General features: G+C 61.2%; 24 protein-coding genes. 15 read left to right on the top strand and 9 right to left on the bottom strand.

Annotation, left to right across the window (positions count from 1 at the left end):
• Positions 1 to 47 precede the first annotated feature (47 nt).
• Both ligA and BUE38_RS09855 read left to right on the top strand, forming a co-directional pair.
• A complete protein-coding gene (gene ligA / locus BUE38_RS09860) occupies positions 48 to 2,108 on the top strand; it encodes an NAD-dependent DNA ligase LigA (protein WP_073435010.1) in 2,061 nt (686 codons plus the stop codon).
• Positions 2,109 to 2,188: 80 nt separating this feature from the next.
• Positions 2,189 to 2,473: a YheU family protein gene (locus tag BUE38_RS09855; protein WP_073435009.1), complete on the top strand. Its 285-nt coding sequence runs from the start codon at positions 2,189 to 2,191 to the stop codon at positions 2,471 to 2,473.
• A gap of 77 nt (positions 2,474 to 2,550) precedes the next feature.
• Here BUE38_RS09855 and BUE38_RS09850 read toward each other — a convergent pair whose 3' ends face one another.
• From BUE38_RS09850 to BUE38_RS09840, 3 genes are all read right to left on the bottom strand, one after another.
• The gene (locus tag BUE38_RS09850; RefSeq protein WP_073435008.1) at positions 2,551 to 2,970 is read right to left on the bottom strand and encodes an OsmC family protein; all 420 of its coding nucleotides are present in this window, start codon (positions 2,968 to 2,970) and stop codon (positions 2,551 to 2,553) included.
• A gap of 158 nt (positions 2,971 to 3,128) precedes the next feature.
• On the bottom strand, positions 3,129 to 3,800 hold the full coding sequence (murU, locus tag BUE38_RS09845; protein WP_073435007.1) for an N-acetylmuramate alpha-1-phosphate uridylyltransferase MurU: 672 nt from the start codon (positions 3,798 to 3,800) through the stop codon (positions 3,129 to 3,131).
• Positions 3,797 to 4,834, bottom strand: a complete 1,038-nt coding sequence (locus BUE38_RS09840; protein WP_073435006.1) for an aminoglycoside phosphotransferase family protein — start codon at positions 4,832 to 4,834, stop codon at positions 3,797 to 3,799. Before BUE38_RS09840 ends, murU begins: the two co-directional genes overlap by 4 nt.
• Before the next feature lie 181 nt (positions 4,835 to 5,015).
• Here BUE38_RS09840 and BUE38_RS09835 point away from each other — a divergent pair, with 181 nt between their 5' ends.
• The 8 genes from BUE38_RS09835 to BUE38_RS09800 all read left to right on the top strand — a co-directional run bounded on the left by BUE38_RS09835 (position 5,016) and on the right by BUE38_RS09800 (position 12,930).
• Positions 5,016 to 7,478 carry an LPS-assembly protein LptD gene (locus BUE38_RS09835; protein WP_073435005.1) on the top strand — a complete coding sequence of 821 codons (2,463 nt, stop codon included), beginning with the start codon at positions 5,016 to 5,018 and terminating at the stop codon, positions 7,476 to 7,478.
• A 23-nt stretch (positions 7,479 to 7,501) separates the two neighbouring features.
• A complete protein-coding gene (locus BUE38_RS09830; RefSeq protein WP_073435004.1) occupies positions 7,502 to 8,140 on the top strand; it encodes a SurA N-terminal domain-containing protein in 639 nt (212 codons plus the stop codon).
• The gene (gene pdxA, locus BUE38_RS09825; RefSeq protein ID WP_073435003.1) at positions 8,140 to 9,174 is read left to right on the top strand and encodes a 4-hydroxythreonine-4-phosphate dehydrogenase PdxA; all 1,035 of its coding nucleotides are present in this window, start codon (positions 8,140 to 8,142) and stop codon (positions 9,172 to 9,174) included. Before BUE38_RS09830 ends, pdxA begins: the two co-directional genes overlap by 1 nt.
• 69 nt (positions 9,175 to 9,243) lie before the next feature.
• Positions 9,244 to 10,131, top strand: coding sequence for a 16S rRNA (adenine(1518)-N(6)/adenine(1519)-N(6))-dimethyltransferase RsmA (gene rsmA / locus BUE38_RS09820; RefSeq protein WP_073435002.1), 888 nt, complete (start codon positions 9,244 to 9,246; stop codon positions 10,129 to 10,131).
• On the top strand, positions 10,128 to 10,517 hold the full coding sequence (gene apaG, locus BUE38_RS09815) for a Co2+/Mg2+ efflux protein ApaG (RefSeq protein ID WP_073435001.1): 390 nt from the start codon (positions 10,128 to 10,130) through the stop codon (positions 10,515 to 10,517). Before rsmA ends, apaG begins: the two co-directional genes overlap by 4 nt.
• Before the next feature lie 39 nt (positions 10,518 to 10,556).
• Positions 10,557 to 11,372, top strand: coding sequence for a symmetrical bis(5'-nucleosyl)-tetraphosphatase (locus BUE38_RS09810; protein WP_073435000.1), 816 nt, complete (start codon positions 10,557 to 10,559; stop codon positions 11,370 to 11,372).
• 26 nt (positions 11,373 to 11,398) lie between these two features.
• Entirely contained in the window at positions 11,399 to 11,806 is a 408-nt protein-coding gene (gene glpE / locus BUE38_RS09805) for a thiosulfate sulfurtransferase GlpE (protein ID WP_407646024.1), read from the top strand.
• Positions 11,807 to 11,808: 2 nt separating this feature from the next.
• Positions 11,809 to 12,930 carry a tRNA nucleotidyltransferase/poly(A) polymerase-related protein gene (locus tag BUE38_RS09800; protein ID WP_073434998.1) on the top strand — a complete coding sequence of 374 codons (1,122 nt, stop codon included), beginning with the start codon at positions 11,809 to 11,811 and terminating at the stop codon, positions 12,928 to 12,930.
• Positions 12,931 to 12,966: 36 nt separating this feature from the next.
• On the opposite strand, the gene folK is transcribed toward BUE38_RS09800, so the two are convergent.
• On the bottom strand, positions 12,967 to 13,500 hold the full coding sequence (gene folK, locus BUE38_RS09795) for a 2-amino-4-hydroxy-6-hydroxymethyldihydropteridine diphosphokinase (protein WP_073434997.1): 534 nt from the start codon (positions 13,498 to 13,500) through the stop codon (positions 12,967 to 12,969).
• Positions 13,500 to 13,865, bottom strand: coding sequence for a dihydroneopterin aldolase (gene folB, locus BUE38_RS09790; RefSeq protein WP_073435110.1), 366 nt, complete (start codon positions 13,863 to 13,865; stop codon positions 13,500 to 13,502). Before folB ends, folK begins: the two co-directional genes overlap by 1 nt.
• Before the next feature lie 236 nt (positions 13,866 to 14,101).
• Between folB and plsY the strand changes: the two genes are divergently transcribed.
• On the top strand, positions 14,102 to 14,689 hold the full coding sequence (plsY, locus tag BUE38_RS09785) for a glycerol-3-phosphate 1-O-acyltransferase PlsY (RefSeq protein WP_234986863.1): 588 nt from the start codon (positions 14,102 to 14,104) through the stop codon (positions 14,687 to 14,689).
• A 328-nt stretch (positions 14,690 to 15,017) separates the two neighbouring features.
• Here plsY and tsaD read toward each other — a convergent pair whose 3' ends face one another.
• Positions 15,018 to 16,055, bottom strand: a complete 1,038-nt coding sequence (gene tsaD, locus BUE38_RS09780; protein ID WP_073434996.1) for a tRNA (adenosine(37)-N6)-threonylcarbamoyltransferase complex transferase subunit TsaD — start codon at positions 16,053 to 16,055, stop codon at positions 15,018 to 15,020.
• 299 nt (positions 16,056 to 16,354) lie between these two features.
• Here tsaD and rpsU point away from each other — a divergent pair, with 299 nt between their 5' ends.
• From rpsU to rpoD, 3 genes are all read left to right on the top strand, one after another.
• The gene (rpsU, locus tag BUE38_RS09775) at positions 16,355 to 16,570 is read left to right on the top strand and encodes a 30S ribosomal protein S21 (RefSeq protein WP_013333229.1); all 216 of its coding nucleotides are present in this window, start codon (positions 16,355 to 16,357) and stop codon (positions 16,568 to 16,570) included.
• A 216-nt stretch (positions 16,571 to 16,786) separates the two neighbouring features.
• Positions 16,787 to 18,622, top strand: a complete 1,836-nt coding sequence (dnaG, locus tag BUE38_RS09765) for a DNA primase (protein WP_073434994.1) — start codon at positions 16,787 to 16,789, stop codon at positions 18,620 to 18,622.
• A 301-nt stretch (positions 18,623 to 18,923) separates the two neighbouring features.
• Complete coding sequence (gene rpoD, locus BUE38_RS09760; RefSeq protein WP_073434993.1) at positions 18,924 to 20,765, top strand: RNA polymerase sigma factor RpoD; 1,842 nt, start codon at positions 18,924 to 18,926, stop codon at positions 20,763 to 20,765.
• Between the two features lie 307 nt (positions 20,766 to 21,072).
• Here the strand turns inward: rpoD and BUE38_RS09755 are convergent, their stop codons facing one another.
• Both BUE38_RS09755 and BUE38_RS09750 read right to left on the bottom strand, forming a co-directional pair.
• Positions 21,073 to 21,735: a hypothetical protein gene (locus BUE38_RS09755; RefSeq protein WP_234986861.1), complete on the bottom strand. Its 663-nt coding sequence runs from the start codon at positions 21,733 to 21,735 to the stop codon at positions 21,073 to 21,075.
• Positions 21,736 to 21,894: 159 nt separating this feature from the next.
• Positions 21,895 to 22,812 carry a LysR substrate-binding domain-containing protein gene (locus BUE38_RS09750; protein ID WP_073434991.1) on the bottom strand — a complete coding sequence of 306 codons (918 nt, stop codon included), beginning with the start codon at positions 22,810 to 22,812 and terminating at the stop codon, positions 21,895 to 21,897.
• Positions 22,813 to 23,129: 317 nt separating this feature from the next.
• On the opposite strand from BUE38_RS09750, the gene BUE38_RS09745 reads away from it, so the two are divergent.
• A complete protein-coding gene (locus BUE38_RS09745; protein ID WP_073435108.1) occupies positions 23,130 to 24,509 on the top strand; it encodes an L-serine ammonia-lyase in 1,380 nt (459 codons plus the stop codon).
• Positions 24,510 to 24,572: 63 nt separating this feature from the next.
• Here BUE38_RS09745 and BUE38_RS09740 read toward each other — a convergent pair whose 3' ends face one another.
• A complete protein-coding gene (locus BUE38_RS09740) occupies positions 24,573 to 25,490 on the bottom strand; it encodes a LysR family transcriptional regulator (protein WP_073434990.1) in 918 nt (305 codons plus the stop codon).
• Between the last annotated feature and the right edge of the window lie 168 nt (positions 25,491 to 25,658).

Raw genomic sequence — 25,658 nt, 5'->3', positions numbered from 1 at the left:
GGGTAGAATGTCGCTTGTTCCGCTCTGGATTTCTGCTGAAGGTTGCCATGACCCAGGACACCTCGATTCACGACTCTGACACTCAAGAATCCGGCATTCAAGAACAGGCGGCTCGGCTGCGTGCAGAACTTGAAGATGCCAATCACCGCTACTACGTGCTCGATGACCCATTGCTCACCGATGCCGAGTACGATCACCGGCTGCGTCGACTGCAGGAGATCGAGCAGGCGCATCCCGAGCTGGCTGTGCCGGACTCGCCTACCCAGCGTGTCGGTGCCCAACCGGCCGATGGTTTTCCGGCGGTAGTGCATGCCCTGCCGATGCTGTCGCTGGACAATGCCTTCAACGAGGATGAGCTGCGAGCTTTTGTCGAACGCGTGGCAAAGGTGCTGGAAGCCAGGCCCGCGGAGATCATTTTCAGCTGTGAGCCGAAGCTTGATGGCGCTGCTGTATCGCTGGTCTACGAGAATGGGCAACTGGTCAGTGGCGCGACGCGGGGTGACGGTCGCACCGGCGAAGGTATCATTTCCAATCTGCGCACGCTGCGCTCGATCCCTCTGAAATTACGCGGAAGCGATATACCGGATCTGGTCGAGGTGCGTGGCGAGGTGATCATGAGTCATGCCGGCTTCGAGGCAATGAATGACCGCGCTCGGGAGCAGGGCTCCAAGGTTTTCGCCAATCCACGTAACGCGGCGGCGGGTAGTCTGCGTCAACTTGATCCCAGGGTGACAGCGACACGACCGCTGGAATTTTCCGGTTATCAGTTGGCACGTATCGAGCCGGATGCAGGAGATACGACTCACAGCCAATTGATGCAGCGGCTGGCATCGCTGGGTGTGCCGGTCAGCCGAGAGCTGGAAGTTGTCGAAGGTGCCGAAGGTATCGTCGATTATTGCCGTCGCCTGGGCGAGCGTCGTGATGGCCTCGGCTATGATATCGACGGCGCAGTGATCAAGGTCGATGATCTGCGTCTGCAGCGTGAGCTTGGCTTTGTAGCACGCGCGCCACGCTGGGCGATTGCCTTCAAGTTTCCCGCCCAGGAACAGACCACCCGCCTCAATGACGTCGAGTTTCAGGTCGGGCGCACCGGTGCCATTACGCCTGTGGCGCGTCTGGAACCGGTCTCGGTAGCTGGTGTTACGGTCTCCAACGCCACCCTGCACAATGCTGATGAGGTGGCCCGGCTTGGAGTGATGATCGGTGACACCGTGGCCATTCGCCGCGCGGGAGATGTGATTCCCCAGGTGGTCCGGGTGATTGAGGATCAACGGCCCGAGGATGCCCGTGAGATCCTGTTTCCGAGTGAATGTCCGGTGTGTGGCTCGGAGGTCGAACGTGTCGAGGGTGAAGCCGTAGCACGTTGCTCCGGTGGGTTGGTGTGCGCCGCACAGCGCAAGGAGGCTCTCAAGCACTTCGCCAGCCGACGGGCGATGGATATCGATGGCCTGGGCGTCAAGTTGATCGATGCGTTGGTCGAGCGTGACTGGGTCAAGACACCGGTGGACCTGTTCCTGCTCAAGGCTGAAGACCTGGCGGAGTTACCTCGTATGGCGGAGAAGTCCGCCAGCAACCTGGTCGCATCACTGGACCGCGCCAGACACACCAGCCTTGCGCGCTTCATCTTTGCCCTGGGCATCCGCGAGGTGGGCGAAGCCACCGCAGCCAACCTGGCGACTCACTTCGGCACCCTGGAAGCGCTGATGCAGGCTGATCGTGAAACACTGGAAGCGGTCGAGGATGTCGGCCCGATCGTGGCGGCGCACGTCGAGACATTCTTCCAGCAACCGCACAATGCCGAGACCATTCAGGCGTTGATTGCTGCCGGAGTGCAGTGGGAGGAGACCGAAGTTCAGCAGGGGGCTACACCGCTGGAGGGGCAGACCTGGGTGTTGACCGGCAGTCTGGAAAGCATGACCCGTGATGAGGGCAAGGAGCGTCTGCAGAAGCTGGGAGCCAAGGTCGCCGGTAGTGTGTCGAAGAAGACCAGCTGTCTGGTGGCCGGGCCGGGTGCCGGCAGCAAGCTGGCCAAGGCCGAGCAGGCTGGCGTGACAGTGATCGACGAAGAGACCTTCCTGGCCAGGCTGGCCGAGTGGGAAGCGCTTTGAGGTGAAGCTTCCCTGTACCGCGATCAGCCCGACAGGGAAGCTGCCGGGCTGATATCTGTTCCTGATGCCGAGGAGAATGCATGAGCCGCTTTATCGAGGTCCCGTGGCGGATGATTCCCGCCGAGACCCTGGATGCCCTGCTGGAGACCTATGTCACCCGTCAGGGCTATGACACCACCGATACCGGTGAGGGAATGCACGGCTGGGTGCGACAACTGCGTACCCAACTGGAGCGTTCAGAGCTGCTGATAGCCCATGACCTGCGTACCGAATCCACTGAAGTCATGACCCTTGCCCAGTGGCGTGCCTTCGGGCGCGACCTCGCCGATGATGAAGAAGAAGGCGACTACGACGGCATGACCTGACGGAAATGACCCGGAGTCAAGCCCCGGGTCATTTCAGCTCCTGGCAACAATCCGTTCAGCTCTCGACATCAATCGCTTCAGCTTTCGACGATAGTGAAGGAGTGGCTGACTTCAACGCCGCCCTTGGCCAGCATGATGGATGCGCTGCAATACTTGTCGGCGGACAATTCCACAGCACGCTGCACCTGCTTCTCCTTCAGGCCCTTGCCGGTCACCGTGAAGTGCACGTGAATCTTCGTGAACACACTGGGCACGCTGTCGGCACGCTCGGCCTCGATGCTGGCCACGCAGTCTTCCACCGGAGCGCGAGATTTCTCGAGAATATCCAGCACATCGAAAGAGGTGCAGGCACCGAGACCCATCAGCAGCATTTCCATGGGGCGCGGGCCGGTATTGCGGCCGCCGTGGTCCGGAGGACCATCGATCACCACGCTGTGACCGCTACCGGTTTCTGCCACAAACTGGCGACCGTCGGTCCATTTGACGCTGGCTTTCATGAGAGTGTTTCCTTTTGCTTTGCGGGGGAAGGCGGTCAGGGGCACGCTGAGTTGATGCGTCCGGCTGGCTCCGCCTTGATCAAGTTGGATGTTTCGTGTCTTTCGGGATATGCCCAGCATATCAGCTGTGCGTCTTGTGCTCAGCTGCGACTGACCTGTCAGGGTCTCGCTGTGCTCAGTTGCAGGTCGAGCTCACGCAGGCGCTCGGGAGTGCCGACGTCAACCCACTGGCCATGATGATGCTGGCCGGAAACCCGTCCCTCGGCCATGGCCTGGCGCAGCAGCGGTGCCAGTGGATAGCAGGTATCGGGAAGCCCGTCGACCAGGCGCGGGTCGAGCAGGGCGATGCCGGCATAGGTCAGTCGAGGTCCGCCGCAGTCATGGACGCGATACGCACTATCCAGATGGAAGTCCCCGGTGGTGTGTTGTGGCGGGTTGTCCACCAGCACCAGGTGAGCGAGATTGTCGCCCAGCGCAGGCAAGGTGCTCAGGTCCAGGTCACACCAGATATCGCCGTTGATCAACACGAAAGGACTATCGCCGAGCAGTGGGAGGGCGTGAGCGATACCGCCGGCAGTTTCCTGCGGCGCCTCCTCCCGGCTGAAGGCAATCTTCAGGCCCCACTGGTGGCCATCGCCGAGCGCCTCGATGATCTGGTCGGCACGGTAGCTGACGTTGATGATGACCTCTTCAATGCCGCTGGCGGCGAGGCGCTCAAGGTGATGCACGATCAACGGCTTGCCGGCGACGGGCAGCAGTGGTTTGGGGCAGTGGTCAGTCAGAGGGCGCATACGCTTGCCGAGACCAGCGGCCAGAATCATTGCCTTCATGCGGTGACTCCCTCGTCGACCAGCCGCTGCATCAGCAAGGGACGCAATTGACTGGCCACCCAATGGCGGAAATCGTCGTGCCCGCGGATGCCGGCGAGGCTGTCCTCCAGGTGGTCAAGGAAGTGGGGCAGGCGAGCCAGATAACCCTCCCGACTATCGCGCAGGGTCAGGCGACAGAAGATGCCGAGTACCTTGAGTGCGCGTTGAGCGGCCATCGCATTGACCTGTTCGAGGAAGGTCTCTGCGTCACATTCGGCAGGCAGACGCTGGTCGGCAATCGCGGTGTGGCGGAAGCCCTCGATCCAGCGGGCGCGTTGATCCGCCGAGAAGCGCCGGTAGCGCCCGTGCAGCAGCGAGATCAGATCGTAGCTGACCGGACCCGCCAGAGCGTCCTGGAAGTCGATCAGATACAGTTCCCCCGAGTACTGCATCAGGTTCATGGCGTCATAATCGCGATGCACGGTGACCACTGGCTGGGCCAGGGCCGTATCGATCAGATCCTGACGCAGTGCGACCCAGCCCGGTGCCGGCTGTGTCATGTCCAGCCATTGGCCGAGGCACCAATCCGGGAACAGATCGAGCTCACGCCCGAGGGTGGCGCTGTCATAGGGCGGTAGTTCAGCCGGGTCGGAGCGATTCTGCAGTTGGACGATCAGTGTGATGGCGTCCTCGAAATGTGCCGCAGTGGTATTCTCGTCCGCGCCTTCCAGCGCCAGGTGCAGTGGCGCGTCACCCAGATCCTCCAGTTCGACGAACCCGGCATCGGCGTCACTGGCGTGGATCTCCGGCACTGGGAGACCGGCCGCGCGCCAGTCCCGGGCGATGGCGACGAAGGGGCGAATATCCTCCTGAGGAGGAGGAGCGTCCATCAACATACGCGTTGCCCCATCGGCGAGCTGCAGACGGTAATACCGGCGGAAGCTGGCGTCACCCGCCGCCAGGCTCAGAGAACTGCGCGGGCCGTCGCCATCATGGCGAGCACTGGCCCATTGCTGCAGGCGTTCGAGTCGAGTGAGCGTATCAGCCTGAGACATTGCTGTAGAGGTACTCCTGAATGCGGTTTTGGTCAGCGTTTAGTTGACGCTCTCGAGCCCTCGCCGCATGCTGTGGGTTGATCGTCGGCAGTAGTAGCTGTATGTCGCTGTAGCGAGTTACGTTACAGCAGGGCTGCGGCCTGTATAATACCGATTCACCCCGTCGAGGACAGCGTGAAACATGGCCAAGCGCGAAGCATGGATGGCCCTGGCAGGCCTTGCCACCACCAGCATGATCAGTGTTCCCGTGTGGGCAGAGCCTCCGGAGCCACTCCCTGCGAGTCAACTTGATTGGGTTCCCTGGGGAACTGACCGCCCCGCAGGCGAAGTCTGCGGAGGCTATTATCTACAACCCGAATATCGTCTGGAGCAGCCGCCAGAGGGGCAAGTCAACAGCGAGTCCGATACTGCTGACTATGGCGCGGACGGTGACACCATTCTCGAGGGTGGGGTTTTGCTGCGCAAGGGTGATACCCAGCTCGAGGCTCCCCGGGTCCAGGTGCCCCCGGAACGCGATGTGGCCAATATCAGTGGCCCGGTGACGCTCCGCGAGCAGGGATTGCTGGTGCGTGGTGATAATGCTCAGGTCTCGCTGAAGAGTGATGAAGCGAGTATCGATAGTGCCCATTATGTGTCCCACGAAACCCGTGTGCGTGGCGACGCCATACAGTTGGAACGGATTACCGAGGACACCTTTCGCCTGCGTGAGGCCAGCTTCACCACCTGTGCGCCTGGCGACAGTACCTGGCGCTTGATCGGTAACCAGGTCGATCTGGATCGTGCCGCCGGTTATGGTACGGCGCGCCATGCTCGCCTCGAGATTGCTGATGTACCGGTGTTCTACTGGCCTTGGGTACGCTTCCCGATTGATGATCGTCGCCAGAGTGGTTTCCTGTGGCCGGTGCTCAGCGGTTCGGATGGCTCGCTGGATTTCGAGCAGCCCTATTACCTGAATCTGGCGCCCAACTACGATGCGACGATTTCCCCGCGCTGGGTCGGTGATAGTGGCCTGCTGTTCGGTGCCGAGTTCCGCTATCTGTTCCCCGACTCCCAGGGCACGATTTCCGGTGCCTACCTCTCGGATGACGACAGTGCCGGTGAGGACGATGGCTATACCGAGCTGGAACAGGGTGATGATCGCTGGTATTTCGATTACAGCCACGTCGGTAGGCTGAGTCCTCGTGTGCCCTATCAACTGCGCTATGGGGCCGCCAGTGATGGTGCCTATTTCGACGATTTCGGACGCACTTTCGGTGAATCGGAAACCGAGACCATGCAGCGCCTGGCTCGGATCGACTACCGGGGTGAGACCTGGAAGCTGCAGGCACGGGCTCAGGGCTATCAGGTCATGGATGACCCGCTCAACGAGAAGGACAAGCCCTTCTATCGGCTGCCCAGTCTGACCGCGGATGCTCGCTGGTCTCAGGACACCGGCCTGTATCAGGAGTGGAACTCCAACCTCAGCTACTTCTGGCGGGATATCGAAGGCGACGAGAATGGGTTCTATGACTTCAATGGTCAGCAGCGTCGTATTCCGATCACCGAAGCGGCCAACGGTGCGCGCCTGAGCCTTTCGCCGGCGTTCGGCTATCGTTTCAACCCGAGCTGGGGCTTCTTCGAGCCGCGGGTGGCGATGCACCATACCCAGTACGATCTCGACTACCAGGATCGTATTACTGATCGTGACGAATCGCCGAGCTTGACCGCGCCGGTCACCACCATCGATACGGGGCTGGTGTTCGAGCGCGATGTCAATATCGGCGGTGGCAGCTTCCTGCAGACCCTCGAACCGCGCCTGAACTACGCCTATGTGCCGGAACGTGATCAGTCGGATTTCCCGGACTTCGATACCGGTGAGCAGGCATTCGGCTGGACCCAGCTGTGGTCGCCGTACCGCTTCAGCGGTGGTGATCGCCTTGGTGACCTCAATCGCCTGTCCTACGGGGTCGAGAGCCGTTTCCTCGAGGACGAGAGCGGGCGAGAACGCTTCTCTGTCGGTGTCGGTCAGGCGGCCTATTTCGAGGACCGCAACATTGATATGCAGGGCGACCCGGACACCCTGCCGCGGGATGAGGATTCCTACGACTACTACGACGCCACTCGGGATCGCTCTGCCTGGGTGACGCGTATCAACTGGCAGGTCTCCGATAACTGGCGGACTCGCTGGCAGTGGCTGTATGACGATCACCTGGATCGTACCGAGAGCACCGAAGTGGGTCTGCAATGGCGTGCTGATGCTGGTCACGTGGTGAACCTTGGCTACCGTTGGCGGATCGAAGGTTTTGACACCGCGGATGAGCCAGAGGATGTGCTCAACTACAACCGCGAGGAGTACGACCTGTCGTTTGCCCTGAAGGCCACCGACAACTTCGATGTGATTGGCCGTCTGTTGTATGACAACACCAATGACCGCGCGCTGGATCAGATGGCAGGTGTGCAGTGGAACGACTGCTGTTATGGTGTGCAGCTGGTCTGGCGGGAGTGGATCGATGATGAGGACACCGCCAACAACATCGATGATGACACCACTGATCGCGGCTTCTTCCTGCGCTTCGTGCTCAAGGGGCTCGGGGGCGTTGGTGGAGAAGCCGACAGTTACTTTGACTCTGCGATTCCGGGCTATCGTGCCGCCCGACTCGAGTAATTCTGTATAGAGGATGTTTCAAGATGCGTAGCCGCTATATTGCTACCCTGGTGCTGGCCGCCTGTGTTGGCCTTGTCTCTCTGACAGCTTCGGCCCAGGACGGCTATCGCCAGCCACTGGACCGGATCATTGCCGTGGTCAACGATGACGCCATCATGGAAAGCCAGTTGGATGATCGCGTCGGTCAGGCGCAATCTCGTCTGCAGTCCCAGAGCGTCGACCTGCCGCCCCAGTCGCAGCTGCGTGAACAGATCCTCGAGCGCATGATCGTCGAGCAGATCGAACTGCAGCGTGCTGAGCGCCTGAATCTGACGGTGGATGATACCGAGCTCAATCAGCAGGTCCGTGCGGTAGCCGGTCAGAGCAACATGAATGTGGAGCAGTTTGCCGATGCACTGGAAGGTCAGGGGCTGAGCCTGGACTCCGTGCGTGAACAGATCCGCCGCGAGATGCTGATTCTCAAGGTCCAGCAGGCCGAAGTGTCCAGCCGAGTCAACATCTCCGAGGCTGAGGTCGAGCGTTTCCTGCAGCAGCAGTCAGGTGCCACTCGAGACCAGGCCCGTCAGGCCATCTTCCAGCAGAAGGCCGGGGACGAACTGGAGAAGTGGATGCAGGAAATCCGTGGTGAGGCCTTCGTCGACAACCGTCTGAACGAGAGCTGATGGCTCGGCCGCAGGATCAACAGGCTCCTCTGGTCATCACCACCGGGGAGCCGGCGGGTATCGGCCCGGAGCTGGTGCTGATGCTGGCGGCAAAGCAGCCATCAGACTGGGTCGCCATCGGCGACCCGCAGTTACTGAATCATCGTGCTCGACAGCTTGGGCTGGATATCGAGCTGGTCTGTGTCGCGCCGGGTGAGAGGCTACCCGAGCCACGCATCGGCCGGCTCGCCGTATGGCCGGTTGCCTTGCATGTTGATTGCCATCCCGGCCGGATCGACCCTGCCAATGGCCGCTATGTGCTCGAGTTGCTGGATCTGGCGGTAGCGGCTTGCCTTGACGGGCGTGCCAGTGCCATGGTCACTGCCCCACTGCACAAGGGGGCCATTCGTGAGGCTGGCTACAACGACTTCATCGGCCACACGGAATATCTCCGTGATACCTGTGCCGTCGAGGAAGTGGTGATGATGCTTGCCACCGACAGTGCCTTGCATGGTCAGGCCGATGGTCGCCAGCAAGCGCTTCGAGTGGCGCTGGCCACGACACATCTCCCGCTGAAGGATGTCGCAGCGGCCATCGAGCCCCACTCGCTGGAAAGAGTGCTGCGTATTCTTGCGGCGGACCTCCAGCGCTGGTTTGGTGTTGAATCACCTCGTATCGCCGTATGTGGACTCAACCCACATGCCGGTGAGGGCGGGCACCTTGGGCGCGAGGAAATAGAGATCATCATTCCTGTGCTCGAGCGCTTGCGAGGCGAAGGCATGAGGCTTGATGGCCCGCTGCCCTCTGATACCCTGTTCACGCCGCGGCACCTGGAAGGGGTGGATGCGGTGCTGGCCATGTATCATGATCAAGGGTTGCCGGTGCTCAAGTACGCCGGTTTTGGTCGTGCGGCCAACATCACTCTGGGGTTGCCACTGATCCGCACCTCGGTGGATCACGGTACGGCGCTGGATCTGGCGGGTACCGGGCAGGCGGATCCGAGTAGTCTTGGTGTTGCCCTGGCGCTCGCCGCCGATATGGTTCGAAGCCGCTGAGGCGGCCTTCAGGGGGCAGCAGCATCCGACAGCAGTGCTCTCCGAGTTTCATCTTTAAAGGATATTGGTATGGCATCCCGCCCTACGGCGCACCGGGCCCGCAAGCGTTTCGGTCAGAACTTTCTGCGTGACCCCGGCATCATTTCCCGCATTGTCAGATCTATCGGGGCGCGTCCCGGGGACAGAGTCGTCGAGATTGGTCCAGGGCAGGGTGCCCTGACGGAGCCGTTGCTCGACAGCACCGAAGGCCGTCTGGAAGTGATCGAACTGGATCGTGACTTGATTCCGGGGCTGCGTGTGCAGTTCTTCCGCCACGAGAACTTCGTGATTCATGAAGGTGATGCGCTGAAGATGGATTACGTCGCCCTGCGCGGTGAGGGACAGCCGCTGAGGGTGGTCGGCAACCTGCCGTACAATATTTCCACTCCGCTGATTTCCCATCTGTTGCGGGCCGGTGATGCCGTCCAGGACATGCACTTCATGCTGCAGAAGGAAGTCGTCGATCGTCTGGCAGCGCCACCAGGTGGTGGTGAGCGTGGACGGCTCTCGGTTCTGGCCCAGTATTTCTGCGACGTCGAGGCGCTGTTCGTTGTTCCCCCCGAGGCCTTCGTACCCCGACCCAAGGTCGATTCAGCCATTGTGCGCATGACACCGCGTGCGTTGCGCGGCCTCGAAGCGACAGATGAAGCCCTGTTGTTCGATGTGGTGCGTGAGGCCTTCGGGCAGCGTCGCAAGACATTGCGCAACAATCTCAAGGGACGTATCAGTGGTGATGCGTTGGAGGCACTGGGGATTGACCCTGGGCGTCGACCACAGACCCTGACAGTGGACGAGTTCGTGACCATCGCCAATGCCGTTGCCGAGATGCGAGGGCCCAGTGGTATCGAGATCGGTGACATCGAGGCCAGTGGCATCGAGACCAGGGACAGGGGAACTGACGAGGAGGGCGAGGCATGAGTGAGCCAACTCCTGCGCCAGATGTGCGAGTCGACGTGGAACCCAGCTATCACGAGGAGGAATCCTCGCCGCTGGAGGACCGCTATGTCTTCAGTTACACGGTCACGGTGCACAACCACTCGGCACGCAATGTCCAGTTGATGGCGCGCTACTGGAAGATCACCCAGTCCAGCGGCCAGGTTCAGGAAGTGCGTGGCAAGGGCGTGGTCGGCAAGCAGCCATTGATCGCTCCGGGCCAGACCTTTCGTTACACCAGCCGCGCAATCATCGATGGCCCGGTGGGGTTCATGGAAGGTGCCTACACCTGTGTGGATACCGTCAGCCAGCGCCCCTTCGAGGTCGACATCGCGATGTTCCGACTGTCCACCCCCAACCAGATTCACTGAGTCTGGCGTCCGTCTCACTGATACTGGTCTGGAGTAGCAATGGCGACCTATGCGATTGGCGATCTGCAGGGATGTCATGCGGAGTTTGTCGAGTTGTTGGAGCGGCTGGATTTCAATCCGCGACATGACCGTCTGTGGCTGGCCGGGGATCTAGTCAACCGCGGCCCGGCCTCACTGGCTTGTCTGCGTGAGGTCATGGCGCTTGGTGACGCCGCCGAGGTAGTGCTCGGCAACCATGACCTGCATCTGCTGGCGGTAGCTCGTGGTGGCGCCAGGCTCAAGCGACGCGATACGTTGAGTGAGATACTGGAAGCTCCGGACAGCGATGTCTTGCTGGATTGGTTGCAGGTGCGGCCCCTGTTGGTTCGGCAGGGTGATACCCTGATGAGTCATGCAGGTATTCCGCCGCAGTGGTCGCTCGAGCAGGCCGAAGAGTGTGCCCGAGAGGTTGAGGCCATGCTGCGCAGCGAGGCGTCCGGTGGCTTTTTCGAGCACATGTACGGTAATCGCCCGCGCCGTTACAAGCCCGGACAGGAAGGTGTCGACCGTCTGCGTGCTATCGTCAATACCCTGACACGCATGCGCTTTATCGATAGCGAAGGGCGACTCGACTTCGACGCCAAGGAAGGGCTGGAGTGTGCCCCCGATGGCTATGCGCCCTGGTTCCAGTATCCGCGCGATGATGACCCCAGGCTGCTGTTCGGTCACTGGGCAGCGCTGGAGGGCACCACACCGGCAAGTCGGGTTCGTGCCGAGGCGTTGGATACCGGCTGCGTATGGGGCGGTAGCCTGACTGCACTGAACCTCGATAGCGCCACACGCATCAGCGTGTCGAGCCATCAAGCCAGGCAGTGATCCACTCGTCGGTGGGGTAACAAACCATGAGTGACAATCCATGCTCGCGCAGCAACGGGCCCATGTCCGAACTGCGCCAGACAACGGAATACCCTATGACAACAGAAGCCTCCTTCTCGCACCTCGACATCGAGACCCTTGCCGGTTGGCTGGATGGTGACAGGAGCCTGACCCTGGTCGACATCCGTGACCCACAGAGCTTCGCTCAGGGGCACATCCCCGGAAGTCGGCATCTCGATAATGCTGGTGTTGCGGCGCTGCTCGAGGAAGCGCCACGCGATGTCGCCATGGTCGTGGTCTGCTACCACGGTCACTCCAGTCAACAGGCCGCCAGTTGGCTGTCGGCCCAGGGCTACGGCGAGGTCTACAGCCTGGATGGTGGTTTCACCGACTGGCAGCACCGTCTGCCGTCCCGCGTGGCCTCTGCAGGTTGACCATGGCGGTGGGCAACCCCTGTGACGGGCTCGAGGTATATCGGGTGGGCGGCGCCGTGCGCGATGCATTGCTCGACTGGCCGGTCAAGGACACCGATTGGGTGGTGGTCGGTGCTACCGTCGATGATATGCGGCAAAGGGGCTTTCGTCCGGTCGGGCGCGACTTTCCGGTGTTTCTGCATCCGCAGACGCAGGAGGAGTACGCCCTGGCACGCACCGAACGCAAGTCCGGCCATGGCTATACCGGCTTCGTTGTGCATGCCAGCCCCGATGTGACGCTGGAAGAGGATCTCGAGCGTCGCGACTTGACGATCAATGCCATGGCGCAAGCTGCCGATGGTCGCCTGATTGACCCCTTCTCGGGGCAGGCTGATCTCGAGGCCCGCCTGTTGCGGCACGTCAGCCCCGCCTTCGTCGAGGATCCATTGCGGGTACTGAGAACCGCGCGTTTTCTGGCACGTTACGCTGATCTCGATTTCGTCGTGGCCGCCGAGACCCGTGAATTGATGACCCGGCTGGCGTCCAGCGGGGAGTTGGCTCAGCTGGTGGCGGAGCGGGTCTGGACCGAAACCGAGAAGGCGCTGGGGGAGCCTCGTCCCGATGCCTTCTTCCGGGAGCTGGCCGAATGTGGCGCCCTTGCCGTCTTGATGCCGGAGCTTGAACCAGCACTTGATGACCACCTGATGCGGATGAAAGTGCTTCCCGAGGTCGGTGTTGAGTTGTCTCGCTGGCGCTGGGCGCGACTGGTCGAGGCGTTGAGCAGCGAAGCGCGGCATCAGCTGAGTGAACGTCTCAAGTTGCCGCGCGTCTACCGGGAACTGGGCGAGCAGCTGGCACACACTCGAGACCTGGTTGTGGCCGGCGAGCTGCCCGAGGCAACCGCGGTCATGCATTGGCTCGGCGCCATTGATGCCTGGCGGCGCAGTGAGCGCGTTGTCCCGTTGTTGGCGTTGGTCGAAATCAGCAGCCCGGCCCTGGCGGACCGGTTGGGTCGTGCCTGGCGGGCGGCGTTGGAGGTGGAGCCTCGTCAACTGGTGGACGAGGGCTTCAAGGGAGGGCAGCTCGGCGAGGAGCTGACGCAGCGGCGACTACAGGTCATTGATGCGGTGTTTTCTCAGCAGTGACTCACTGGGGCACATGACGGATGAGTCGCGCAGGCGTCAGGGTCGGGACAGTGGACCGGACACCGGCAGTGAGTGGCCACGCCAGAGGAACTCGATCGGCCACAGCAACTGATCGCTATCGCTGAAGTCGGCCCAGAGCTCGTCATAGCGACGTCCAACCACTGGGTGGCGCAGGTTCGGCAGCAGTTCCGCCAGTGGCTGGAGCACAAAGGCGTGGTGGAGCACTTCTCCGCGCGGCAGCATGACGCCGTCATGCTCACCGCAAAGGCTGTCAACGGTGAGAATGTCGATATCCAGGGTGCGGGGGCTGAACTTGGGACTGTCGTTGCGCCGCCCGTTGCGCCGCTCCAGATCCTTGCACCAGGCCTGAAGCCTGGCCACTGGCCAGTCGCTGCTGAAGGCCACCACCAGGTTGTAGAAATTGCGGCCGTCCTCGAACCCCACCGGACGGCTCTCGAACACCCTTGAAATGGCAAGTTCACCAAAGTTATCGGCCAGAGCGTCAAGGCAGGCGCGGATATGGTGCTCGCGCTCGATATTGCTGCCCAGGCTCAACGTCACCAATGCCATCAAGTCATCTCCGGCCGACTACCACGCTCGATCATCACGCCGACCGCTCGTGCATTGGCAACGGCGCCGGGCTTGCGGATCGTCAGACGCAGCCAGGCAATGGTGAATTCCTCGCTCAACATCGCTGCCAGACGCTCGGCGAAAGTCTCGACCAGTGCAAAGTCATGCTCGTTGGCGAAACGGCCGATGCGCCGGCTGATGGCATCATAGTCCAGTGTCAACGAGAGGTCGTCCCGCTCCGCTGCGGCACGGATATCGGTGGCCAGGCACAAGTCCAGTGACAGCCGTTGGGTGATGCTGCGCTCCCAGTCATAGACACCGATGACCGTGTCCACCTCCAGCGCTTCGATGAGTACCTGGTCCATGGGAATATCGCCGTTGAAGTTCTCGAGGGAGCCGATTGTACTTGAGGTGCATGCGGGGCGACAGATGGAATTCCCGCTTCGCCGCAGTATGTCGGATTGCGCTGGACTGTCCTCGACGCCGCCCATGGCGCAGAATAGGAGGATTGCCGATTTCCGGCACTGGTAGGGGAGAGGCGGCGAGGCACCTACCCGCACTTCCCGGGCGGCAGAATCCCTGAGTCATTCGAGGAGCGGCTGTGGGGCAGGACTGGTACATCATCCCGGCACTGACGATACTGGGATATCTGAGTGGTACCTGGTTGGGCGCGATCACGGTCTGTCGTCTCGCCAGGTTGCCCGACCCTCGTTTGACGGGGTCCAGCAATCCGGGGTTCTCCAACGTACTGCGGCTGCATGGTGCGCGTCTGGCGCTGGCGACGTTGCTGATCGATATGGCCAAGGGCTGGCCGGTGCTGTTGCTTGGCCTGGCGGCGGGGCTGGAACCATGGGGGCTGGGTATCATCGGCCTCGGCGTATTGCTGGGCCACTGTTATCCCCTGTGGTATCGCTTTCGAGGAGGCAAGGCGGTAGCCAGCGCCTTCGGCGTTCTGCTCCTGCTGACGCCCGGTGTTGCCCTGATCTGTGCGCTGGTCTGGGTGCTGTTGGCGTGGCGGATACACACAGCCGCCGTGGCTTCGTTGACCAGCGCCTGCCTGGCGCCATTGGTCAGTCTGTGGCTGGCACCGGATTTCGTCTGGGAAGTGGTCGGGTTCGCGCTGCTGGTGTTGGTCCGCCATGCGCTGAACATTCGCCGCCTGAGCGACGGCAGTGAGCATCAGTTGTAGGAGCCGCAGGCCCAGTCACGAGCAGCGAGCTACGAGCACGCTACGCTCGAGCAGGTAAGCCCAGTGACGAGTAACGAGCCTCGAGTACGCTGCGCTCGAGCAGGTAAACCCAGTGACGAGTAACGAGCCTCGAGTACGCTGCGCTCGAGCTTGAACCCCGAACCCCGAACCCCGAACCCCGAGGAAGGCGCGAGATTGCCGTTTTGGCGTTGAGCCGCTCGAAGCTGGGTCTATCCGATTGGCACTGGGCAGCTCGCCGCTCGTGGCTGGGGTTGTCTGTGATCCAAGGGGCGGCACCATACTGCTCGTAGCTCGTAGCTCGTAGCTCTTACGGCTTATCCGGCGCGTGCAACTGATCCATTGGCCAGCGTGGCACGGCCTTCATCTGACCTACCTCGTCCTGTTCACCGGCCAGCAGTCGCTGTGCGCCGGCATAGGCGATCATCGCGCCATTGTCGGTACAGAAACGCCCGCGTGGGTAGTAGACCCGGGCGCCACGCTTGCTGGCGGCTTCCTCGAGGCGTGCGCGCAGGCGCACGTTGGCACTGACGCCACCTGCCACTACCAGTCGTGCAAGGCCTGTCTGCTCCAGCGCGCGTCGGCACTTGATCGCCAGGGTGTCGGCCACGGCTTCCTCGAAGGCGCGGGCGACATCCGCTCGAGCCTGGTCGTCCAGCTGGCCGCGGCCATCGAGCTCACGAATGGTCGTTAGAGTGTGGGTCTTGAGGCCGGAAAAACTGAAGTCCAGTCCGGGGCGGTCGGTCATCGGGCGCGGGAAGCGCATCCTCCCGGGGTCGCCATGCTCAGCCAGCGCGGCAACCCTGGGGCCTCCGGGGTAGTCGAGGCCGAGCATCTTGGCCGCCTTGTCGAAAGCCTCGCCGGCGGCATCATCCACCGATTCGCCAAGCAACTGATAGCGACCAATGCCGTCGACGCGTACCAGTTGGGTATGGCCGCCGGACACCAGCAGGGCAACGAAGGGGAAGTCAGGTGGCTCGTTCTCGAGCATCGGGGCCAGCAGATGGCCCTCCATGTGATGAACGCCGAGCACCGGGATACCGAGGGCGCGTGCCATGCCATGGGCGGTGCTGGCGCCAACCATCAGGGCTCCCACCAGACCCGGGCCTGCGGTGTAGGCAATGGCATCGAGCTGCTGACGCCCCATGCTGGCTTGTTCCAGCACATTGTCGATCAGCGGCAGCAGTCGTCGGGTATGGTCGCGTGACGCCAGCTCGGGCACCACGCCGCCGTACTCGGCATGCATGGCGATCTGGCTATGCAGAGCGTCGGCCAGCAGGCCGCGCTGGGTGTCATAGAGAGCGACGCCGGTTTCGTCACAGGAGGTTTCGATGCCAAGTACACGCATGGATGAGCTCGGTAAAGCGACAGGGCGCCACATTTTACGCTGTTTTGGCTCGAGAAGGCAGATATTGATACGTTGCGATTGGTGTGAGGGATTGGTGTGAGAAATTGGAGCGAGGATTTGCATGGAAGCCAATGTACGTCTAAAATACCGTCCGCTGTAAGACTGGGTCGTGCATCCAGGGCTCGATTTCCTCGCGCCTGCCTCTGCTGTGAAACATTTGCGGTCGAGTTGGTGTGGGTTTGGCCTGATAGGTGTACGTACTAACCGAACTCTAGTTACCTAAGGTAGGTGAGTGCTTAATGCCTTCTGTCAAAGTACGTGATAACGAGCCGTTTGACGTCGCTCTGCGTCGCTTCAAGCGTTCCTGTGAAAAAGCCGGCGTTCTGTCCGAGGTTCGTCGTCGTGAGCAGTACGAGAAGCCGACTGCCGAGCGCAAGCGCAAGGCTGCTGCTGCCGTGAAGCGTCACGCCAAGAAGCTGCAGCGCGAGCGCAAGCGTTTCGAACGGCTCTATTGATCCGTACTTGAGTCGGTGACGGTGATTTCCGTCGTCGATTCGGGAGGACGCCAGGCGGCCGCCATTCGGTGGCCGCTTGTTTTTGTTCATGCTCTGCGTGGTGATATTGGACGCGCAGGCATGCCGGGATCTTCGAGCGATGCCCATGTTGGTGAGCATCTTCTGGTGTGCACCGAGTCGCTGCAGATCCATTGCCAGTCGTGTGAGGAGTAGCGCATGGCCGGTCAGATTCCCCAGAGCTTTATCGACGACCTTCTGGCCCGGGTCGACGTCGTCGAGATTGTCGGCGAGCGGGTCAAGCTGAAGAAGTCCGGGCGTAATCATTCTGGACTCTGTCCGTTTCATCAGGAAAAAAGTCCGTCGTTCACGGTCAGCGCCGACAAGCAGTTCTACCACTGCTTTGGTTGTGGTGCCCACGGCAACGCGCTGCGTTTCCTGATGGAATATGACAAGTTGCGCTTTCCCGAGGCCATCGAACAGTTGGCCTCGCGTGTCGGCGTAGAGGTGCCGCGTGAAGGTGCCGATGATCCACGCGCTCAGGCGCGTGAGCGCAAGCGTAAGGAAGGTGTCAACCTGCTGGAGATGTCCGCCAGCTTCTTTCGTGAACGGCTCAGGATGCCGGAGGCGCAGACGGCGCGTGATTATCTGGAGCGGCGTGGGCTGTCCGCGGATGTGCAGAAGACCTTCGGTATCGGCTATGCGCCGGGCCAGTGGGAGGCGCTCAAGCAGCACCTTACTGGTCAGGGAGTGGCCGAGGCCGTTCAGGTGGAATACGGCTTGTTGGTGCAGCACGAGGAGAGTGGGCGCACCTATGATCGTTTTCGCGATCGTGTGGTGTTTCCGATTCGTGATGTGCGCGGACGGACCCTGGGGTTTGGTGGACGAGTACTCGGCGATGCCAAACCCAAGTATCTGAACTCGCCCGAAACGCCGGTGTTCCACAAGGGGCGGGAGCTCTATGGCCTCTACGAGGCGCGCCAGGCCAGTCATCGGCTGGAGCGCCTGCTGATTGTCGAAGGCTATATGGATGTGGTGGCGCTGGCGCAGTTCGACATCCGCAATGCGGTGGCGACGCTGGGCACGGCGACGACTGAGGACCATCTGCAGCGGCTGTTCCGAGTGGTTGGCGAAGTGGTGTTCTGTTTCGACGGTGACAACGCCGGTCGTCAGGCAGCAGCTCGCGCGCTCGAGACGGTGTTGCCGCAGATGATTGATGGCCGCCAGGCCCGCTTCCTGTTTCTTCCCGAAGGGGAGGATCCCGATAGCCTGGTACGCAAGGAAGGTCGCGAGGCCTTTGAGGACAGGGTTACCTGTGCCAGCCCATTATCGGAGTTTCTGTTCGATCACGCGGCTCAGGGGCGGGATCTGTCGCAGCTGGAGTCGCGGGAGCGCTATGCCAGCCAGATACTGGCGGCGATCGAGAAGCTGCCGGAGGGCATGCTCAAGTCGCTGATGCTGACGGAGCTGTCGCGGCGTACCGGTGTCGAGCAGTCACGTTTCGAGGCGTTGATGGCCCGTCACGCACCGGCGCCGGAAGAGCCGCCCCTGATGCCACCTGAGGTCATGGGAGGGCCGGGTTTCGATGAGTCGATTCAGTCGACTCCGACTGGCGGACGCCGTCGCCGGACTGCAGCTACCAGCCTGATGACGCGGGTCCTGCAGTTGCTGGTTCACGAGCCGCGACTTGCCGAGCGGTTGCCTGGTGAAGACGACTGGTGTCAGGGCGCCGATGAGGAAAGTCGTCTGTGTCGTGATGTGATCGCCCTGTTGCGTGCCGGCGGTTATGCCAGCGCCCAGGTGCTGTTGATGCATTTCCACGGCAGTGAGGATGGCCAGCGTCTGGCCGAGCTGGCACGGCGTGAGCTGTTGATCCCGCCGGCGGCGCGGGGCGCGGAGCTGGACGGGTTGATCGAGTACTTCCGACGTCGGCAGCGGCAGCGCTCGCCGGAGGAGGAGCTCGAGGCTCTGCTGGAGAAGGACCGCAGCGGTGAACGTCTCAGTAGTGAGGAGAAGCTCCGCCTGGTGACGCTACTGAACGAAGTACGAGGATAGGAATCGAAGTAGAGTGTGGTGCCCGGCTGTGACCCTGCCTCTGGCGGTAAGGTTCTGCGCTGGAATGGCGACTAAAAGGAGGTAGCGCTGGCCACGGGGTTGATTTCTCTCCTACCATCACCATTTATAGTTCATGCGCTTGCCAGAAGCGCAACCCGACAACCTAACACACCTGAGTGACCGCGCAAACACTCCTGGCTGGCAGAATAGCGGCAAAATCCGCTATACTGTTCGGCTTACCGAGTTTTCTCCGCCTTAGTGCTTCAGGTGCTTCATTCTTCTTCGTCGAGATAGGGTTTCTATGGCTGGAAATGCGCAGCAGCAGTCACGTCTGAAGGAGTTGATCGCGCGCGGCAAGGAACAGGGCTTCCTGACCTATGCCGAGGTCAACGACCACCTTCCCGAGGATATCGCCGACCCCGATCAGGTCGAGGATATCATCGGCATGATCAATGACATGGGTATCAGCGTCGTCGAAGAGGCTCCTGATGAAGATACCCTGATGATGTCCGATCACTCAACCGATGAGAGCGCCGCCGAGGAAGCTGTGGCAGCGCTGGCGGCGGTCGAGAGTGATGTTGGGCGTACCACGGATCCGGTGCGCATGTACATGCGCGAAATGGGGACGGTGGAACTGCTGACCCGTGAAGGCGAGATCGAGATCGCCAAGCGCATCGAAGAGGGCACCCGTGAGGTGATGTCGGCGCTGGCCTATCTGCCCGGTGCCGTCGACTCCATCCTCGAAGCCTATGACGCGACCCAGGACGAGGAAGCGCCGGGTCGCTTGTCCGACCTGTTCTCTGGCTTCATCGATCCTGATGAAGGCATCCCCGGTGTTGCCGAGGCTGATGTGCCGGAGATCGAGGAAGAAGCTACCGCCGGTGACGACGAGGACGACGACGCTGACGCCGAGGAAGATGACTCCGGTGGCGGTCCTGATCCCGAGGAGGCGCGTGCTCGCTTCGAGCAGATCCGCGAACAGAGTGCGCTCGCCGATGCGGCGATCGAGGCTCATGGTCGTCAGTCTGCCCAGGCCCAGGAAGAGCTGGCACGTCTCGCCGAGTTGTTCTCGCCGATCAAGCTGGTACCCAAGCACTTCGAGCGCCTGGTTGGCCAGGTACGGATCAGTGTCGAGCAGGTGCGGGCTCAGGAAAAGTCCGTGATGCAGCTGTTGGTGAAGCAGGCCAAGGTGCCGCGCAAGAGCTTCATCAAGGCGTTTCCCGGCAACGAGTCCCGTCTCGACTGGCTGGATGATTTCATGGCAGCCAATGCGCGCTATGCCGATCGTCTCGGAGAGCTGCGTGCGGATGTGCAGCGCGCACAGCGCAAGATCGCCTTCGAGGAGGAGATGGTTCGCCTCCCGGTCAGCGAGATCAAGGAAGTCAATCGCAAGCTGTCCATCGGCGAGGCCAAGGCACGCCGGGCCAAGAAGGAAATGGTCGAGGCCAACCTGCGTCTGGTCATCTCGATTGCCAAGAAGTACACCAACCGTGGTCTACAGTTCCTCGACCTGATTCAGGAAGGCAACATTGGTCTGATGAAGGCGGTCGACAAGTTCGAATATCGCCGTGGCTACAAGTTCTCGACCTATGCCACCTGGTGGATTCGTCAGGCAATCACCCGCTCCATCGCTGACCAGGCGCGGACGATCCGTATCCCGGTACACATGATCGAGACCATCAACAAGCTCAATCGTGTATCGCGCCAGATGCTTCAGGAAATGGGGCGTGAGCCGACGCCCGAGGAGCTCGGTGAGCGTCTCGAGATGCCTGAGGACAAGGTGCGCAAGGTGCTCAAGATCGCCAAGGAGCCGATCTCCATGGAGACGCCCATCGGTGACGATGACGACTCGCACCTGGGTGATTTCATCGAGGACTCGACCATGGTGCTACCGATCGATTCGGCCACCGGCGAGGGTCTGATCGAAGCGACACGCAACGTCCTCGGCGGCCTCACCGCACGTGAAGCCAAGGTTCTGCGCATGCGCTTCGGTATCGATATGAATACCGACCATACCCTCGAGGAAGTCGGCAAGCAGTTCGATGTGACCCGCGAGCGTATCCGTCAGATCGAGGCCAAGGCGCTGCGCAAGCTGCGTCACCCGACTCGTTCAGAGCCGCTGCGTTCCTTCCTCGACGAGTAACACTACTCTCGTCAGGCGTCATACAGAAAGCCCGCAGGGATGTCCCTGCGGGCTTTCTTGTGATGAGCTTTAAGCTACGAGCTACGAGCTACGAGCTACGAGCTACGAGCCTCGAGTACGCTTCGCTCGAGCTGAACCCGAACCCCGAACCCCGAACCCCGAGGAAAGGCACGTAGCTAACAGGTTAGTACTGGACCGCTCGAAGCTCGTAGCTGGGGTTGTCTATGATCCTCCGGGCGGCATTGTACTGCTCGCGGCTCGCGGCTCGCGGCTCGCGGCTCGCGGCTCGCGGCTCGCGGCTCGCGGCTTATGGCTTGGTATTCCGCCGCCGTATCCACAGCACCAGCTCGACCATGGCATAAGTCAGCAGCAGGTAACCGAACAGCTCGGTGACCTCCTCGGCGGCGTCCTTGAACACTCGTACATAGCGTTCAACGAGCAAGGCTTCCCACATCTCGCCACGGCCGTATAGCCGTGAGAAGACAAAGACGCACAGAAAGCCCGAGGCAAAGAGACCAAAGGCAAAGCTTTCGGAAAAGCCCTCGAACTCCCGTACGAACTCGTGGCGATGACGGATGATCCAGTACAGGATCGGTAACACCAGCAAGGTCACCAGGGTCTGCCAGGCGCCGTCGAAGACGTAGGCGTCAAGGAAGAAGTCCTGTTCGCGAATCAGGGCCGCCCCGAACAGTCCGAGCATCAGCAGTGTGACATGGGGCAAGCCCTTGAGAACCTGGCGGGCATGGATCAGCAACAGGCAACTGATCAGCAGGCACAGGGACTGCATGGACTCGGTAAAACCTATCTCGCTGAAACGAAATCTGTCAGGCAACCCGGCTTCCCACAGCACGCCCTGCATGACTGCACCGATGATCAGAATATAGAGCGTCGCCCTGAGGCAGGTCGAGCCAAAGCTGATGGAGCACGGTGACGAAGGGGGAGAAGTATGATGGGGAGGGATATCAGGCACGGCAGCAAGGCCTCCTCGAAAATCAAGCGACATAGAGTAACAAAATTGGCATGTTCTGTCGCCGAAATGCATACCACCTTTCACCGGGACAGCAGTCTTTGTGGGGAGGGCCTGACCCGCTCACAGGCGCGGAGTGTGTCTGCGAGGGCGCTGTACGATTCACCTTGAACGTTGAACTTCCTCGACAATCCAGTCGTGTACGGCCCGGACCCGTCGGTCATCAAGGGCCCCGGTGGCGTGCACGATGCCGTAGTGTTTGCCGGTATCGACCCTGGCGCGAAATGGAGCGATCAGGGCGCCGGTGTCCAACTCGCTGGTAATCAACGTTTCCCTGGCAATCGCTACTCCCATGCCGGCAATGGCAGCTTCCATGGTCAGGTGATTGCGATTGAAGGTATAGCCACGCTCAAGGTTGATCGAGGGGGCGCCAACGGCCATCAGGTAGTGGCGCCACTCACCATATTCCTGGCTGCCACGCCAGGCCGTAATGTCGTGCAGCAGCGGATACCAGGCGAGATCCTCCGGGCGGCGCAGGGGCGGTCGGCCCTTGAGCAGGCTCGGTGAGCAGACGGGAAAGATACGCTCCTCCATCAGCGGCGTGATGATCAGCCCGGGGTAGTGGCCGTCATTGAGGTCAATGGCGAGGTCAAAATCACCATCGCGCAAGGAGATGTTGCTGTCCTCGGCGGTGATGTGCAGTTCGATGTCGGGAAAGCGTGCCTGCAGCCGTGGCAGGCGAGGCATCAGCCACTTGTTGAGAAAGGACGGCACCGAGCGCAGACGGATGACACCGCTCATCACACCGCTGCGCAGGCGGCTGACCTCGAGCCCCACCGACTGATAGGCATCCTCGACCACCGCGGCGAGTCGCTTGCCTTCCTCGGTCAGTTCCAGGCGCCGTGGCAGACGTCGGAACAGCTTGAAGCCGAGCCGCTCTTCCAGCTGTTTGATCTGCTGGCTCACCGCTCCGGTCGTGACATGCAATTCCTCTGCAGCGCGAGTGAACGAAAGGTGGCGAGCACTGACGGCGAAGCCCTTCAACCAGGCATGGGTCTGGGCATTGAGCAGACGGCTCATGGCGATGGGAACCTGTTCAGAAGTTGATGGTTTAGCTGAGCTATAGTGAAAAGCAGATATTCTGCGTTGTCCAGCATGACTATGGGGGTCAGCATAGCGCCATGGGCATCCATTGATGCCGTGGCTTTAGCTGGATTGACGCTTTGGCAAAGTGATCACTGCCGTTGAGGCACTAGAGTGATTGGCGTCAACGCCAGCCGAGCCGCACTGACAACAAGGCTGCTGATGAGAGGGATCAACCCCACGGCGGCCAATGATCCATACGGTTCATGACCTTCGGCGCTGGTCGCCGTGACCGACAGCAAGAGGCAAGCCCCATGTCCATCAGTGTGTTCGACCTGTTCAAAGTCGGCATTGGTCCATCAAGTTCCCATACCGTGGGACCGATGCGTGCAGCCTACGATTTTGTGTCGGCCTTGCGTCGCGATGACCTGATCGAGCGTGTGGCGGGGCTGGAAGTGCATCTCTATGGCTCGCTGTCGGCCACCGGGAAGGGACATGCGACGGATCTCGCTACTGTCATGGGATTGATGGGCGAGCGCCCTGATCGGATCGATCCGTCGATCGTGGCCCCCTGCATCGAGGAACTGCTCGAGAGTCAGACCTTGATGCTCGATGGCCGCGTGGCAGTGCCCTTCATCTGGGCACGTGACCTGCAATGGCACGACGAGAGCCTGCCGTACCATCCCAATGCCATGACCCTGGTGGCCAGGGGCCATAGCGAGGAACTGGCCCGTGAGACCTATTACTCCGTCGGTGGCGGCTTCGTCGTAGATGAGGCCCAGGCACGAGAAGGCACGCTGGACGCCGATGTCACGGCCTTGCCCTACGACTTCAACAGTGGCGCGGAACTGATGGCGTTGTGTCGTCTGCACGATATGTCGATCAGTGAGTTGATGATGGAGAACGAGAAGGCCTGGCGTTCGGAGGCCGAGGTGCGCGCAGGGCTTTGGGATATCTGGCAGGCCATGCAGGAGTGCGTCAACCGCGGTCTCGAGGCCGAGGGTATCCTGCCGGGTGGGCTCAACGTCAAGCGCCGTGCTGCCGCGCTCTATCGCCGTCTGGAAGCCATGACCGATGATGCCGGCCTGATTGCTACCACCTTCTCTGCCATGGACTGGGTCAACGTCTACGCTCTGGCCGTCAACGAGGAAAATGCCGCCGGCGGCCGTATGGTGACGGCGCCGACCAATGGTGCAGCAGGCATCATTCCGGCAGTGCTGCACTACTACATGAAATTCCAGCCCGGCGCCTCGGAGCGTGATGTGGTGAATTTCCTGCTCACGGCAGCTGCGGTGGGCATCCTGTGCAAGAAGAATGCCTCTATCTCCGGTGCTGAGGTCGGCTGTCAGGGTGAGGTCGGTTCGGCCTGTGCCATGGCAGCAGCTGGCCTGGCGGAAGTCATGGGCGGCTCGGTGCCACAAGTCGAGAATGCCGCGGAGATTGGCCTCGAGCACAACCTTGGCTTGACCTGTGACCCGGTGGGCGGTCTGGTGCAGGTGCCCTGCATCGAGCGCAACGCCATTGCTTCGGTCAAGGCGATCAACGCTGCACTGATGGCCTGTCGAGGTGACGGTGAGCATTTCATCTCACTGGACAAGGCCATCCGTACCATGAAGGAAACCGGTGCTGACATGCAGGATAAATACAAGGAAACCTCGCGTGGTGGTCTTGCGGTGAATACCATCGAGTGTTGATGCTTATCGAGAGTTGATGCTTCAGCGCTGGACACGTTTGACTCAACGCCCACCCGAATTCTTTCAGGTGGGCGTTGATGTGTCTGGTTCACGGCGACGTGCTGGCAGACGCGATACCAGATGTTCCGCCAGGTAGTCGATGACCAGCCTGACCCGAGGTGAACGATGACGATGGTGTGGCGTGACAGCCCAGACACCGGTATCGCCGTGGCGGTAGTTGTCGAGTACCGAGATCAGCTTGCCGGTGGCCAGGTGCTGTTCCACGTAGTAATCCGGTAGCTGAGCCAACCCCAGCCCCTTGAGTGTCGCATCCAGCAGTGCCGGCCCCGAATTGCCCTGCCAGGGGCCCTTGACGGTCACTTCGCGAGCCACACCCTCCACGGCAAACCGCCAGCGATCACGTGACCCATGAAGACAACGGTGGTGGCGCAGCTCCGATAGGGTATGCGGCTGTGGGTGGCGCTGGAAGTAATCCACCGAGCCGACCACATATTCGCGCCGGTCGGCCAGCCGCCGAGCAATCATGGAGCTGTCTTCCAGCGTTCCCAGGCGGATACCGATATCGAAGCCTTCCTCGAGCAGGTCGGCCTGGCGGTTGGTGAAATACAGGCGCAGGCTGAGTAGGGGATGCTGGGCCAGCAGGTCATTGATCAACGGTGCCACAAATCGTTCACCGAAGGTGGTGGCGCAGGTCAGCGCGATCTCGCCGCGGGGCCTGGCCTCGAAATCCCTGACCGCCGAGTCGGCGTCCCGAAAACCGTCAATCAGCGCATCGCACTGTTGATAATAGAGTCGTCCGGCTTCCGTCAGGCGCAGACGTCGGGTAGTGCGGTACATCAGAGTGGTGTTGAGGCGTTGCTCCAGCGCAGCGACCTGCCGGCTGACGTGCGAGCTGGATACCGACAGGCGTCGTGCCGCTCCGGCAAAGCTGCCCTGGCGAACCACTTCAATAAAGGCCTCTACACCTTCCCAGGGATGCATGATGGGTCTCCTGTAGTTTGTGAGCTACGAGCTACGAGCTACGAGCTACGAGCTACGAGCCACGAGCCACGAGCCACGAGCCACGAGCCGCCTTATGCTGAATTGATAGTTCACCGGCCAGAGGCGGGGTAGTGGCGAAGCATTGGCACACTACAGCAGCGAGCTCCG

This window comes from Halomonas cupida (assembly GCF_900142755.1).
Lineage (GTDB): Bacteria > Pseudomonadota > Gammaproteobacteria > Pseudomonadales > Halomonadaceae > Halomonas > Halomonas cupida.
Note: the sequence above shows the minus strand (reverse complement) of the source record. Positions and strands in the feature narration are given on the sequence as shown.